This is a genomic window from Cryobacterium sp. Hz9 (genome assembly GCF_004402825.1).
Taxonomy (GTDB): Bacteria; Actinomycetota; Actinomycetes; order Actinomycetales; family Microbacteriaceae; genus Cryobacterium; species Cryobacterium gelidum.
The window spans coordinates 22,870-36,357 of sequence record NZ_SOFC01000009.1 but is presented as its reverse complement, the minus strand read 5'-3'; the positions used below and the strand labels follow the sequence as shown (position 1 = coordinate 36,357).

11 protein-coding genes are annotated in these 13,488 nt (G+C 61.2%); 1 reads left to right on the top strand and 10 read right to left on the bottom strand.

Features of this window, described 5'->3' with window-relative positions:
• Positions 1-7: 7 nt before the first annotated feature.
• The 10 genes from E3N85_RS03770 to E3N85_RS03725 form a co-directional block, all read right to left on the bottom strand.
• The gene (locus tag E3N85_RS03770; RefSeq protein ID WP_092341282.1) at positions 8-250 is read right to left on the bottom strand and encodes a biotin/lipoyl-containing protein; all 243 of its coding nucleotides are present in this window, start codon (positions 248-250) and stop codon (positions 8-10) included.
• 17 nt (positions 251-267) lie between these two features.
• Positions 268-1,296: an alpha-ketoacid dehydrogenase subunit beta gene (locus tag E3N85_RS03765; protein ID WP_134459533.1), complete on the bottom strand. Its 1,029-nt coding sequence runs from the start codon at positions 1,294-1,296 to the stop codon at positions 268-270.
• On the bottom strand, positions 1,293-2,276 hold the full coding sequence (locus tag E3N85_RS03760) for a thiamine pyrophosphate-dependent dehydrogenase E1 component subunit alpha (protein ID WP_198412046.1): 984 nt from the start codon (positions 2,274-2,276) through the stop codon (positions 1,293-1,295). Before E3N85_RS03760 ends, E3N85_RS03765 begins: the two co-directional genes overlap by 4 nt.
• 74 nt (positions 2,277-2,350) lie before the next feature.
• Positions 2,351-3,283 (bottom strand): HAD-IIA family hydrolase, encoded by a 933-nt coding sequence (locus tag E3N85_RS03755; protein WP_198412045.1) that lies wholly within the window; start codon positions 3,281-3,283, stop codon positions 2,351-2,353.
• Positions 3,280-4,785, bottom strand: a complete 1,506-nt coding sequence (locus tag E3N85_RS03750) for an FGGY-family carbohydrate kinase (protein ID WP_134459531.1) — start codon at positions 4,783-4,785, stop codon at positions 3,280-3,282. Before E3N85_RS03750 ends, E3N85_RS03755 begins: the two co-directional genes overlap by 4 nt.
• Positions 4,782-6,224, bottom strand: coding sequence for an iron-containing alcohol dehydrogenase (locus E3N85_RS03745; RefSeq protein ID WP_134459528.1), 1,443 nt, complete (start codon positions 6,222-6,224; stop codon positions 4,782-4,784). The genes E3N85_RS03750 and E3N85_RS03745 overlap by 4 nt, the downstream gene beginning before the upstream one ends.
• Positions 6,221-7,144 carry an ABC transporter permease gene (locus E3N85_RS03740; RefSeq protein WP_241978290.1) on the bottom strand — a complete coding sequence of 308 codons (924 nt, stop codon included), beginning with the start codon at positions 7,142-7,144 and terminating at the stop codon, positions 6,221-6,223. The genes E3N85_RS03745 and E3N85_RS03740 overlap by 4 nt, the downstream gene beginning before the upstream one ends.
• Positions 7,145-7,261: 117 nt before the next feature.
• On the bottom strand, positions 7,262-8,872 hold the full coding sequence (locus tag E3N85_RS03735) for a sugar ABC transporter ATP-binding protein (protein WP_134459522.1): 1,611 nt from the start codon (positions 8,870-8,872) through the stop codon (positions 7,262-7,264).
• 79 nt (positions 8,873-8,951) lie between these two features.
• Positions 8,952-9,929 (bottom strand): substrate-binding domain-containing protein, encoded by a 978-nt coding sequence (locus tag E3N85_RS03730; protein ID WP_134459519.1) that lies wholly within the window; start codon positions 9,927-9,929, stop codon positions 8,952-8,954.
• Positions 9,930-11,002: 1,073 nt separating this feature from the next.
• Complete coding sequence (locus tag E3N85_RS03725; protein WP_198412044.1) at positions 11,003-11,836, bottom strand: bacteriorhodopsin-like; 834 nt, start codon at positions 11,834-11,836, stop codon at positions 11,003-11,005.
• A gap of 289 nt (positions 11,837-12,125) precedes the next feature.
• Here E3N85_RS03725 and E3N85_RS03720 point away from each other — a divergent pair, with 289 nt between their 5' ends.
• Positions 12,126-13,337 carry an FAD-binding domain-containing protein gene (locus E3N85_RS03720; RefSeq protein WP_241978289.1) on the top strand — a complete coding sequence of 404 codons (1,212 nt, stop codon included), beginning with the start codon at positions 12,126-12,128 and terminating at the stop codon, positions 13,335-13,337.
• Positions 13,338-13,488: the final 151 nt, after the last annotated feature.

Genomic DNA, 13,488 nt, shown 5'->3' with positions numbered 1-13,488 from the left:
CTCGCGTTTAGTCGGTTTCGATCACAGCAAGAATGGTGCGGACCTCGACTGAGGCACCTTCCTCGACCAAGATCTCCACCAGGGTTCCCGTGGCGGGTGACTCGAGGGTTTCCTCAACCTTCTCCGCCTCAACCTCCGCCAGGGGTTCGTCTTCATCGACGTGGTCGCCCACCTTCTTGAGCCACTCGACGATTGCCCCTTCACTCATTCCCATTCCCCACTGGGGAAGCAACACATCTATACGCGCCATTTGATCCTCTTTCGTAATTAAACTGCGGCTGCGACCGGCTGAAGCGCCGGCAGGTCGACGACGCGCCGGATGGCGGCCGCAATGGTGGCCTTCGTCGGATACATCTGCTTTTCGAGCGAGGGACTAAAGGGAATTTGCATGTCCGGTGCCGTTACACGAATGATCGGGGCTTTAAGCGAATCAAAGATTTCTTCCGCGACGAGCGCACTGATCTCCGCCGCTGCACCGCAGGTGCGGTGCGCCGGCTCGGCAACGACCAATCGACCCGTCTTCGCCACCGACCGCAAAATGGCATCACGGTCGAGTGGAACGAGCGTTCGTGGATCAATGACCTCGACGGACACGCCTTCCTTTGCGAGTTCTTCCGCTGCAGCCACGGCCTCCGGCACTGAGCTCGAGATAGCTACGACGGTGACATCCGTTCCTACCCGCGCCGTGCGTGCGACGCCCAGCGGCACCCAAAACTCGTTCTCGTCTACGTCCTCCTTCGCGCTCCACAGGAGGCAGGCCTCGAAGCTGAGGATTGGGTCGTCGGAATCGACCGCGGAGCGGAGAAGCCCTTTTGCGTCTGAGGGCGTGGCGGGGGCAATGATTTTCAGTCCGGGGACGTTCATGAACATCGGATACGGACGGTCCGAGTGATGCGCGCCGGTGTTCAGTCCATAGAACATGGCGGAGCGGAAGACCACGGGCATAGAGGCCTGGCCGCCGAACATGTACCGGTTTTTCGCCACCTGGTTCACGAACTGGTCCATGGCCATGTAGAGGAAGCTCGAGTAGGAGAGGTCGACTATCGGGCGCAGCCCGGTCATCGCAGCACCAGCGGCCGCGCCGACAATGCCCTCCTCGGAGATCGGGGTGTTGCGAATGCGGTTCTTGCCGTAGCGCTGCAAAAAATCACCCTTGTCGCTGCGGGATTTGCCGCCGCCGGTCGTGCCATAGACATTGGCTTCGACGTCTTCGCCGATGATTATGACGCGCTCGTCGGCGTCCATGGCCTCGCGCTGGGCTGCGCCGATAGCACCCAGATAGCTCATCACAGTCATGCTGCGGACTCCTTGTCAGTGTAGAGGTCGTCGAAGGCGACCGAAAGATCGGGGTAGGGACTCGCGTCCGAGAATGCGACAGCCGCGTCGACCTCGGCGAGCGCAGTGGCTTGGAGGCCATCGAGTTCATCGTCAGAGAATCCATGGGATGCCAGATAGTGGCGAAAGAGCATGATCGGATCTTTTTTCAACCAGGCCTCGCGCTCTTCGGCGTTTCGGTAGTCCGTACCTAGTCTCAGCCCTTCGGAGTGTTCGTTGTACCGGTAGGTCATGACCTCCACCAGTGTGGGGCCGTCCCCGGCGCGCGCCCGTGCTACCGCTGCGGAGACCGCGTCGTAGACAGCCAGAACGTCTTGTCCTTCTTCAACTCTGATTCCGGGCATCCCGAATCCAGCGGCACGTTCGGAAATGATGCCCGATGTCACGGTGTGAGCCGGGGTGCTCAGCGCGTACTGGTTGTTTTCGCACAGAAAGATCATCGGGAGGTCCCACACGCCGGCCATGTTCATCGACTCGTAGAGGACGCCCTGATTGGCGGCTCCATCGCCGAAGAACGCGAGCGCTACTTTGCCGTTGTTCAGCACCTTCGACGAGAGGGCTGCTCCATTGGCGATCGGGATCGACGACCCCACGATGCCGGACTCGCCGAGGCTTCCCACCGCGAAGTCAGCAAGGTGCAGCGAGCCGCCCTTGCCTTTGCAGACGCCCGTCGCCTTGCCTACAAGCTCAGCCATGAGCGGGCCGAGCGGTGAGCCTTTTCCGATGGGGTGGCCATGGCTGCGGTGGTTTCCGCTCATGTAATCACCGGCGCCGAGGGCCATGGTGGCGCCGACAACCTGCGCTTCTTGCCCGATGCTGGTGTGAACGGTGCCGGGAATGTGGCCTCGTTTCACCATCTTGGATGCACGCTCATCGAACGCTCGGATTCTCAACATTCGCAGCTGCATTTCACGCAGGGTATCGCGTGCCAGTTCGGCCATTGGGAACCGCCTTTCTCTCGACGTCTTCGTCTGCGTTCGCGAGTGAATATTCATTCGCGTTGTGAAACTCTATGCTACGCACTTCTGTGTCCCACTGCAAGCGAATCCGATGGGACATCAGACCAACCGAGTTGATGCCGTACAGCCGCCGGAATGACATGGTCCACTCGGTCGAGAATGTAGGTGGGCTGGTCCGCTGCAGCGGTGCGCGCCACCGAGTCGAGGTCGGCGTCTCCGGTGAGAACGAGCGCGGAGTCCATCCGGGCATCCACGGCCATTTTCACGTCCGTGTAGAGCCGATCGCCCGTCATGAGGCATTGCTCAGGCCGTAGCCCCAGGGTCGCCATCACCGTTTCAAGCATGATCACGCTGGGCTTTCCGGCGTTGGCGACGCAGGACACACCGGTGCACGCCTCGATCGCCGCGACAATCGCCGCCGCGTCAGGCTCGCCGCGGCCACCAGGAAATGGGCAATAGCGATCAAGGTTGGTCGCCACGAGGATCGCATCCCGCTTCCACAAAGCGTCGAATGCTATTTGAAGCTTGGAATAGTCGAACCCTCGGTCATAGCTCGCCAAGACGATCTCTATCTCGTCGGGGTTGGACGACGTAGGGATGCCCGCATCCCGCAGCGCCGTAATCAGCGGTTGTTCAGCGATCGGGTAAACCGTTTTACCGGGGTGTTCGCGACTGAGCCAGGCGACCATGCTCACCACGGAGTTGACAACCTCCTCGGGTGCAACCTGAATGCCGAGTTTCGTGAGTTTGGATACGTACATTGCCCGGTCGAGCGTTGGGTTGTTCGAGAGGAACACCACCCGACGTTGCGTCTCGCGGAGGTGCGCCAGGAGCTGGAGCGCTCCTGGAAGAAGCTCCTCGCCCAGATAAATGGTGCCGTCCAGGTCGAACAGGTAGGCGTCGTAGACCCGTTTGGGCAGCGCCCGCAGTGCGGTGCCCCCCGTCGGCGCCGCGGGCAGGCCGAGGCTGGTCGCTGTCGTTTCACTCACGCCATCACTTCGATCCGGTCGTGGAAAAAGGAGCGGAACGCGGGGTAGATCGCCGCGTATCGGCGATAAAGCGCTTCGTAGTCGTCGGCCGCTTTCGGGTCGGGTTCATATCGCAAATCGGTGGCACTCATGGCCTCGGCGGCGTGGCGAATGCTGGGAAAAAGTCCCGCCCCGAAGGCCGCGAGCATGCCGGCGCCGAGACAGGTTGTTTCCCTCTGGCGCGACAATACAACGGGCCGGCGCAGAACGTCCGCGATTATCTGACACCAGAGCGGGCATTGCGACCCGCCACCCATGGCGACGAATTCTTCTACGGTGTCCCCCGTGGCCTGCTCGACCTGGTCCTGGCTGAGCCGCAGTTCGAAGGCAACGCCCTCGAGCACGGCGCGGTAGATGTGGGCGCGGCGGTGCACACCCTGCAGGCCCACCATGATCCCGCGGGCCTCATGGTCCCAGTAGGGCGTGAGCGCTCCGTTCCAGTAGGGGACAACGTACAGGCCGTCACTGCCCCTGGGCACCACCGAGGCTTCGGACTCCAGGGCCGCCTCGATTCCGCCTCGAGACTTCTCCGAGGAGTGGGTGAACGTATCGATGAACCAGGAAATCATGTATGTGCCGGCCCCCACGAAGGTTTCGTATGCGAAGCTCCCTGGAATGGTACCCATCATCGCCCGATACGCCCTGTCGGGCTGGTAGTGAGAGGAGTAGGTGCCGGAGATCAAGCCCGTGCCGATATTGAGGTACGCCCGTCCCGGTGCCGCGACCCCCGCCCCGAGGCCGGCGCACTGTCCGTCACCGGCTCCCGCGACGATGAGCGTGCCAGGGAGCAGGCCAAGAAGCTCGGCGGCATCGATCGTGAGGCCCCCGATGACGTCTCCGGGAGAGTGCAGGGCGCACAGTTGAGAGCGGTCGAGACCGAGGTGCGTCAGGACAGCTGCATCGTAGTCGCCGGTTCGAATGTCGACGAGGCCGGTGGGGTCCATGCTTGCGGTCGAGGTCGCCCAGAGGTCGGTCATGCGGTGCACCAGATAGCCGTGCACCTCGACGACGTGCGCCGTTCGGCGCAAAACCTCGGGTTCATGCTCGGCCAGCCACAGCAATTTATAGTACGAAACGGTCGTGTTCGGCGGCTTCCCTGTGCGGTCGTGCACATCAGCCGAACCAAACTGGTCCACCTGCTCACCGGCCCTGGAATCGAGCCAGAGCATCGCGGGTCGCACGGCTTCGCCGTCGACGTCGAGGCATACGAAACTCTCGCGCTGGTGAGTTACGGTCAGGGAGACAACACGGCTGACGTCGAGGCCCTCGACGGCACTGCGCACCGCGCTTTGCATAGCTGTCCACCATTGGCGCGGATCTTGTTCACCGCGCCCCGGCGCGGGGATACTCAAGTCGAGCTCGGCCCGCCCACTGGCAACCTCGGTGCCATTCGCGTTCCAGACACTCGCTTTCGCGCCGGTGGTTGAGCAGTCCACCGCGATGACCACGCGATCATCGCTCATGACGTCGGCTCACTCTCCGTCTGAAAGGCCTGCTCAATCACCACGTCCACGTCGGCCGGCGTCCACCAACCAAGGAGGAAGAGCAGGTCGATGACCGTGAACCGGTCGCGCATGAAAAGACAGTTCGCGACAGCCCACCGCCAGATATCCGGGGTGACCCATTCGACAAGGTCGCCCGGGGTGGTGGGTGAGCCCGCGGCGAGCAGACCGGCCGACAATGACGCGGGCGTGGGCACTGTGGCAGCGATAGCGACACCATCGGAGATCGCGTCGGCGACGAGGCCCTTCATACGCTCGGGGTCGGCGTTCCACGCCTTGATCTTGCGGGCGTAATCGGACCAGCATTCCTCACCGCGACCGCCGGTCTCGTCGCACACATCGAACGCTCGCTTCACGTGCTGTTCGAGGTCGCTCGCTGCGGGGAAACGTAGGGTGAACTCACCTTCGGCGACCCGGCGGCGCAGTAGGTCCCACGCTGCGGACGCGACCTGAGTTGCAACGCCAACCTGGGCTCCGTGGAGGCCGGTCGGCAGGTTGTGGGCGGCGGCGTACATGTCGAGCATGTGCGAAACGACGTGCTCAACACCGGAGAGGCAGGCCGTGGTACCCGCAATCCCTGTGCCCATTCCGCGGATGGCGAGCATCCGGGTGAGGTCCAGCACGGCTCCGGGCGCACCATTGGCGAGACCGTCTGCCCAGGTGGCGGGGTCGCCGGCGAACTCGAGCAGGAAATCCCGGGGGGTCAGCCGAAAACTATTGTCAAAGCCCAGGCGGTTGGCGAGTTCCCAGTCGGCAGGAGCGGTGTACAGCGAGAGCACCTCACCGAAACCGGCAGTGTTCATGGCAACGGGTGCGTCTGCGATTGTCGTCGTGTCGGCGAGCACGACGTCGGGCCACCGGGACGGAATAGTGCGCTTCACCCCATTGCGCAAGACCACCGAGACGTTGTCGGTAAAGCCGTCGACGGATGCTGCGGTCTGCACGATCACGAGCGGGATTCCACCTTGGCGGTCGGTGGCCACCTTTCCAATGTCCGAAATCGTGCCGCTACCGATCGCCACGGCGCAGTCATATCCTTCAATGGCAGCCGTCGCAGTTTCGAGCGCGTCTTCGTCGGCGTGCAGCTGTCCCGCGTGACCAAGCACGACAATCTGGACCGCGAACGCCTCGGCAAGGAGTTCGCACAGTTGCTGCTTCAGGTCGCGGCCGTCGCGCAGGATGGTCGTCTCGTCGACGAGCACTACGACTCGTTGCATTCCCGTCGATCCAACGGCTATCAGGCCCTTCACCGCTGGGACCAAGCCGAGGCTCGCTTCGGGCGATATCACCAGTGAGCGGATGCCGAGTGGCACCAGTTCGACCGCGTCGGGTGTTGAGGCGATGACCGCGCGGATCGCGTCGAGGTCGGTGGGATCGGTGATCGTGGCGAATGCACTCATGTGTGTCTCCTGCTCGACTTTCGGTCAGTAAGTACCGCGGCGGCGATGACGGCGCCAATAACCACGGGCTGGAGGTTGGCGGAGACGTTCAGCAGCGACATTCCGTTATTCAGGACTCCGATGATGAGGAGTCCGACGAACGTGCCAAGGAGGCTGCCCGATCCGCCAGAGAGGCTGGCTCCGCCGATGACCACTACGGCGATAACGTTCAGGAGGTCGGCAGCGCCAGCGGTGGGCTGAGCGGAGTCGAGTCGCGATGTGACCAGAAGACCGGCTACTGCGGCTAGTAATCCGGCGATGGTGTAGACCAAAATTTTGGCGCGCCGCACGGAAAGTCCGGATAGGCGAGCCACCTCCTCGTTTCCGCCGATCGCATAGAGCGCACGGCCCGACGGCCTGAACTTGAGCCAGAATGCCGCAGTGGCGAATATCGCGACGAGAATAACGCCTTCAATAGGAACGCCAAGAATGCTCGTCGCTGTGATCGCAATGAACCAGTCGGGGAACCCCGTGATTGGGTTGCCGTTGGTGATGAACAACGCGAGGCCAGCCGCTGCCGACATAGTTGCCAGCGTCGCGATGAACGGTTGCAGTTTGCCGTAGGCGGTGAGGATGCCGTTGATGAGGCCAACGAGGGCGCCCACGATAAGGCCCGCGAGCAGCGCGACTTCGAAAGGCCACCCGGCCATTTTGTAAATCGCGGCCATGGACATGGAGCTGAGCGCCAGTACGGAGCCAACCGACAGGTCGATGCCTCCCAGGAGGATGATCAGAAGAGCTCCGACCGACATGACGCCGACAGCTGAGACTTGGCTCAGGATGTTGAGCAAGTTGCGAGGGGTCAGGAAGTACGGGGATAGGAATGAGAGTGCGACGAATATAACGATCAGGCCGATCAGGGGACCGGGAATCTGGCTCATTATTTGCCGGACTCGACTCGTGTTGCCGGACGCAGCAGACCGCGGCGCGATCTCGCTCTGCGTGGGCGGAGAGTCTGGCCGAGGTGGGGTGACGTTGCGGTCGACTATGGCCATGATTCAGTTCTCCTGCGTGCTGATCGGCGTTCGGAACTCTTCTTCGCCGTCGATTGGCGACTCGAGTGGGGATTCTCTTGGGACGTTGCTGAGCGCAAGGGCCATGACTGCTTCCGGTGTCGCGTCCGCGCGGTCGAGAATCGCACGCTGGCGGCCACCGGACATCACGAGCACGCGGTGCGACAGGCCGAGTACCTCTTCGAGTTCTGATGAGACGACGATGACGCCGACGCCGGTTTCGGCTAGTGCTCTGATGGTCTCGTAGATCGTCATCTTCGCTCCGACGTCGACCCCTCTGGTGGGCTCGTCGAGGATGAGCACCTTGGGTTCGTTCACTAGCCACTTCGCCAGCAGGACCTTCTGCTGATTTCCGCCGGAGAGAGAGCCCACGGGAATGTCGAGTCGTCCGCGGATGTCCAGGAAGTCGCGCAGCTTGTTCGCCGTGGCCGTCACCTTCTTCTTCGTGATAATTCCGGCTGAGCTCAGCTCTTTCTCCCACGGGAGAGTGATGTTTTCGGCACCGGTGCGGTCCAGGTTGAGTCCTTGGCCCTTCCGGTCCTCGGGAACCATCGCGATCCCAGCGTCGATGCCAGACCGTGGGTTTCTGATATGAACGACCCCGCCGCGCACGCTGATCTCTCCGGCGTCGGCTTGATCTGCCCCGGCGATGGTTCGCACGACCTCGGTTCGGCCAGCCCCCACGAGGCCAGCGAAGCCGAATATTTCTCCGCGACGAACATCGAAGTCGATGCCCTCAAATACTCCGGTTTTGCTCAATCCTGTGACCGAGAGTGCGATCTCGTCGGTAGCGGGCTTGGGCGCCCGGTGCGAAAAGACAAAGTCGCGGCCAACCATTGCCTTGACCATTTCGTCTTTCGTGATCTCACTCGCTGGCCAATTTCCCACCAACGCTCCATCCCTGAGGCACACGATCGTGTCCGCGACTTCTTTGATCTCGTCGAGGCGATGGGAAATGTACACGACCCCCACGCCACGTTGTCTCAACGCTGCGATCTGGGCGAAAACGTGTTGCGTTTCGGACTGTCCGAGGGAAGCCGAGGGCTCATCGAAAATGATGTATTTCGGTTCGCGGGAGAGGGCGCGTGCAATCTCGATTTCCTGCTGCGCCGCAATGGAAAGTCCGGCAACGAAGCGGCGTGGGTCAGTCTGTGAACCGACGAGCTCGAGGTATTCCCTCGCCTCGTCGTTGATGCGATTCCGATCGATCACTCCTCGGCGACGAGGCAGCCGCCCGATAAAAATGTTTTCCGCTACCGACAGCTCAGGAACCATCCGAATCTCTTGGTGAATAAGCGCGACGCCATTTTTTAATGCGTCTGAAGGCCGAGCTGGTTCGTAAGGGACGCCGTCAATGGTCATCGACCCGCCGTTGGCTTCAACTATGCCCGCGATAATCGACGACGTTGTCGACTTTCCGGCCCCGTTCTCGCCGATGAGTCCAATGACGTTTCCGGGCCGGAGCGTAATGTCAACGTCCTTGAGTACGGGAATTCCCCAGTAGCTTTTGGACAGCCCCGTGCAAATGAGACCCGCAGAATCTCCGTCTGCCCGGCCGTCGTGAGTTGTTTGTGTAAGTGTCTGTACCACTCTCATCCATTCATCGCGATCGGAATAGAGGCCGGTGGGAGACGGTCCAACGTGGTTACCACGTCTCCCACCGGCAGCTGTTCGATTACTTGAAGTCGGGACCGTAGAACTTCGCGGGATCGTTGTCAGCGACGTTCTCACCGGTGACGAGCACCGTGTCCTGGTACTGCAGTGCGGGAATGTCGCCGCCGTTTCCCTCGGCAATCTTCACCGCGTCCTGAACCGACAGTTGCCCCATAAGGTACGGCTGCTGCGCCATCGTGGCTTGGGTGAGTCCGTCTGCAACCGCCGTGAACATCGTCGGAAATCCGTCGATACCGACGAAGACCAGGCCGGTGCGGCCTTCCTGCTGTGCAGCCTTAGCTGCGCCCAGAGCCATGGCGTCGCTTTCGCCGAAAATTGCCTTCAAGTTGGGATTTGCCGTCAGGATATTCTGCGCGGCGGTGAATGCCTTGGTCTCGTCCCAACCGGCTGATTCCTGAGCGACGACTTTAACGTCGGGATAGTTCGCCAGTGCGTTTGCGCAGCCTTCGCTGCGCTGCAACTCCGCGGTGGAGCCGAGCGGGCCTTGGAGGATCGCTATGTCGCCGGCGCCACCGAACTGGTCAAACATCCAGGTGCACAGCTTCTCGGCTGCCGCGACACTGTCCGTCGCGATATAGGTCGCAAGTTTGCCGTTGCCAGACTCAGGCTTTTGGTCGACGGCAACGATCGGGATACCGGCGTCATTGGCCAGCTTGACGCCGGCTGCTGCTGACGTCGCGTCCTGGGCGATGAAAATGATCACATCGACCTGCTGGGTGATCAAATCCTGAACCTGGTTGACCTGCTGACCGGAATTGTTGTTGGCGGAGAGCGTGACGAGCTTATAACCGGCCTCGTCTGCAGCCTGCTTCATTCCGTCCACTGCTGCGACGTAGAACAGTGATTTTTGGTCCGCGACTGCGATCCCAATCGTTTTGCCATTCTCGCTGCCGTTCCCGGAAGCGTCTGCCGGGGCAACAGTCGCGCTGCAGCCGGTAAAGAGCAGGGCGGCCGACAGCGCGGCTGCGGAGGCGATCATACTTTTCGGTCGAAATTTAGTCCTGTGCATGCGTTTCTCCTTTGAAACTATTCACGATGAGTCAAATATTTATTCATTAGTTGATCGACCATTCGGCCTAGGGTCGAGTGTGGCATGCTGCCGGAAATGTGTCAAGAACCGACATCGTCATGCCGCGCCTGATTGCGACTCCTTAGACCACAGCAGCCCATGGGTATCTCGCACCCCTGATCCCGTTCGATATAGCGACGAGATGCTGGTTCAGCTGTCAAGCGCAGTGAGATCCTCCAGCCATCGGGGAGGCACGGATCGGTGCGGCGCCACCGGCGAGACCGCCCCGTAACCAGGTGAATCCACCCCCAGCACAGACCATGTTTGCGGACAAGTCACGGCAATAGCCTCGATGAAAGGACACACTGCACCCGGTTTTGCGGCCGGGGTCTTGAGCGACGGTCGACTCGTTGCCCAGCTGGACATAGTTGTCACCGGGTACGACCACGTGTTAGTGCACGATTTTGAGGTCGGGGACCCTGTCAGGATTCCGTGTCGTTCCTGAAAGCAGCGGAGCCTTCAGCCAGCGGTGCACGATTTGATCATGAGACCGCTGACTGGCGCAGTCTTACGTCTGCCATTGCCCAGGCCTGCCACGCTGCTGGGTCCTCCGTCACTATGCCCGCTAAGTTCGGCGGTTGAGCCGCGTCTGACCGAGACGATGAATGATCACACGCATCGCCCCAGGCCCATGAAGGCAACTGCGAAGCCCCCGTTCCGGGCCGGAACACCGGCAGTGCGTCGCTCTTCTTCGGTGAGACCGCAGGCCGTCGGCCACAGCAGAGTCCGCTCAGAACGCCTCAGGTGCCACGGTCACGAGCTTCTCGTTGACTGCGACCCGTATTTTATTGAAGCGACCGGATATGTCAGCGAGGGCCGTCCTCTCCGCTGCGCCGCGAGGACACGGTGAGCGATTCCTTGACACCACCAACGCTTGTCGCCGTGCTCCGCCGGAAGTCGATCGCTGCTCTGCAAGCGGCCGGCACCGAGAACGTACGTCCCACTTTCGGCTGCACAAGCGCCGCTGTTAGCTCCAGCGCCACCTACGATTTGGTGGTGGATCGTTTGAGGCCTGTTATGTTTTCCAGTGATAGTTCGGAGTCGGCGAAGGTCTGATCGTCTGAGAAGGACTTCATGCGTGCGATGCGGTAGATGATCAGGCCGTAGAGGCACTTGGCGAGGATGTCGGCCACGGAGTAGCCGATTTGCAGGCCTACCCAGGCGTCGGATCCGTCGATGCCGATGCCGGGCAGTAGGTAGGCGATCGGGTAGACGCCCCAGGTGGCTAGCAGCAGCAGTCGCAGCAGGCTGATGGTCTTGCGCACTGTGGCGGGCTGACGTTCCAGCGATCGAGTGAGTTCGACGAAAAGCACGTAGAGGATGTATGCGAACGGGATCGAGGACAGCAGGCCGAAGATGCCGCGGGTCATGTTGTCGCCGGCCATTTCGCCGGGGTAGCCGAGGGCGATCATGAGGGCGGCGGCGGGAATCAGCCGTGTGAGCAGGCTGGTCTGCACTTTACGCGCCAAGGCCAGAACGGCCACGAGCTCAAGCAGCAGCAGCGGCACGGTCAGTAGCCAGTCGACGTAGCGGTAGCCCTCGTTGAAGGATGCTCCGGCGACTTGGGCATAGTTCCCGCGGCCGCCGACGGCTTCTGTAACGAACGCTTCGGTGAAGGAGTTGAAGATGCGGAAGTAGTGGTACGCCGCAATGCCACAAACGATGGCCGCAACGGTCATCGCCTGGCGGTAGCGCGGAAGTACTCGCGGTAGGCAGATGACCAGAAAAAGAGACGTGAACAACTGCGAAGCGATCACGAGGGAGAACATGTTGTAGATGGTGTCGTACTGGGTCTGGGTCAGGGAGTCAGGTATCACGATGTCCTCTGCTGTTCACGAGCATTCGCCGAAATGACGGGGATCAAACGAAAATTAATAGCTGATTAGGTTATGTTTCTCAACGTACTCCGGCAGACAAGAGTTTGCCAGCCAATTCAAGACGGATTCCTAGAAATGCTGGTCAGCTTTGGGTTTCTCGGGGTGATTGTGTTCATCACCCGATCCGCACCTTGCACGGGATCGAAGGCGCGTTGGCACGGATGACGCCTGCCGGGGACGTGGGTTTCGTGTATCGCACTTCGATATTTTCGGGCGTTAGAATCATCCGGTGATCATTGCACTTGCTGGTATCTCCCCGGAAGCCGTTGTCGATCAACACCTGTCGCACCTCGTGAGTGATGGCATCAGGGCGAGTCCCAACATTCGCGGTGGCCAAATGGCGGCGGATGCTGCGCTCGACGCGTTCGATGTGGCACGGTACGCCGCGACGCGCAACCAAGTGCTTCCGGAATCAGGTCGCGGAGCCTCCCGGTTGTCGCCCTACATTCGCCACGGGTTACTTCCGTTACCGGAGGTCTGGAACGCGGTGGCAGCAGGTCCGGCTTCGGATGTCTCCAAATTCCGCGACGAATTGCTCTGGCAGGAGTATGCCAGACATTTATATGCTCGAGTTGGCATGCATCTGCACCGCAATTTGCGGTTCGACGTTGCATGGTTGGGGGATTTTGCGCCAGCGGCCTGGCCGCGCGAAATGGCCTGCATTGACTGGGCACTCGCGAGTTTGGAAACGGACGGCTGGCTGGTGAACCAGTCTCGTATGTGGCTCGCCTCGCAGTATGCGGTGCGATCCGGAGCGGGATGGGTAGCCGGGCAGGAGTATTTTCATCGCCACCTGCTAGATGGTTCTCGCGCTGCCAACCTGCTCGGATGGCAATGGACGGTTGGTGCGGGCTCGAGCAAACCCTACGGATTCGCACGTTGGCAGGTCGAGAAACGCGCGCCCCAATTGTGTGCGGCTTGCCCCCTCAACCGCAACTGCCCGATTCAAAACTTTCCTCCCGACCTGGATCTGCGCCCCGTTTCGAATCCGACGCCGCTGCTCGCGCGAGACGACGATCTTGCAACGACCCGAGGTCCCACCACGGTCGTCCAGCGCACCACGCCACAATCGGTCTTGCTCACCGTCGAATCGCTTGGCGATGCGGATCCAGCTCTTCTTGCGCATCCACAGCTACCGGCCTTCTTTATCTTCGACGAACCGGCCCTTGCAAAACTTCAGCTTTCGAGCAAACGGCTGGTATTTTTCGTCGAGACGCTCCAGGATCTGGCGATGCGCCGTGAGGTGATCGTGCATCTCGGAGACCCGAGGCAGATCGCTCCAGACCTCCGCGCCGCGATCACCTGGGCGCCGGTCCCGAGCTTTGAAAAATACTCCGGGACCGCCGCGGAGCTTCATCCGTGGCCCTGGCTTGGCCAACCACATGCCGGCTCTGTCCAGAGTTTTTCGGCGTGGCGCAAGAATCTTACGCAGCCGAAATAGTCCGGAATTGTTTCACTCACCGGCGTGTGCAGTAGCGTGAGGAGCCGAATCCGACCGTGCACGCCTACCGTCCGCGCCGTCGCCTGAATCACTAAGGCTGATTCCTTGCTCAGTTGCTCAGTTGCTTAGTTGCTCAGCGGCATACTTTGAC

What these genes read in the sequence shown, in the direction of transcription:
- E3N85_RS03745 (WP_134459528.1), bottom strand. Translation starts at nt 6,224, where the DNA reads ATGAGTGCATTCGCCACGATCACCGATCCCACCGACCTCGACGCGATC.
- E3N85_RS03760 (WP_198412046.1), bottom strand. Translation starts at nt 2,276, where the DNA reads ATGGCCGAACTGGCACGCGATACCCTGCGTGAAATGCAGCTGCGAATG.
- E3N85_RS03730 (WP_134459519.1), bottom strand. Translation starts at nt 9,929, where the DNA reads ATGATCGCCTCCGCAGCCGCGCTGTCGGCCGCCCTGCTCTTTACCGGC.
- E3N85_RS03765 (WP_134459533.1), bottom strand. Translation starts at nt 1,296, where the DNA reads ATGACTGTGATGAGCTATCTGGGTGCTATCGGCGCAGCCCAGCGCGAG.
- E3N85_RS03735 (WP_134459522.1), bottom strand. Translation starts at nt 8,872, where the DNA reads ATGAGAGTGGTACAGACACTTACACAAACAACTCACGACGGCCGGGCA.
- E3N85_RS03740 (WP_241978290.1), bottom strand. Translation starts at nt 7,144, where the DNA reads ATGAGCCAGATTCCCGGTCCCCTGATCGGCCTGATCGTTATATTCGTC.
- E3N85_RS03770 (WP_092341282.1), bottom strand. Translation starts at nt 250, where the DNA reads ATGGCGCGTATAGATGTGTTGCTTCCCCAGTGGGGAATGGGAATGAGT.
- E3N85_RS03750 (WP_134459531.1), bottom strand. Translation starts at nt 4,785, where the DNA reads ATGAGCGATGATCGCGTGGTCATCGCGGTGGACTGCTCAACCACCGGC.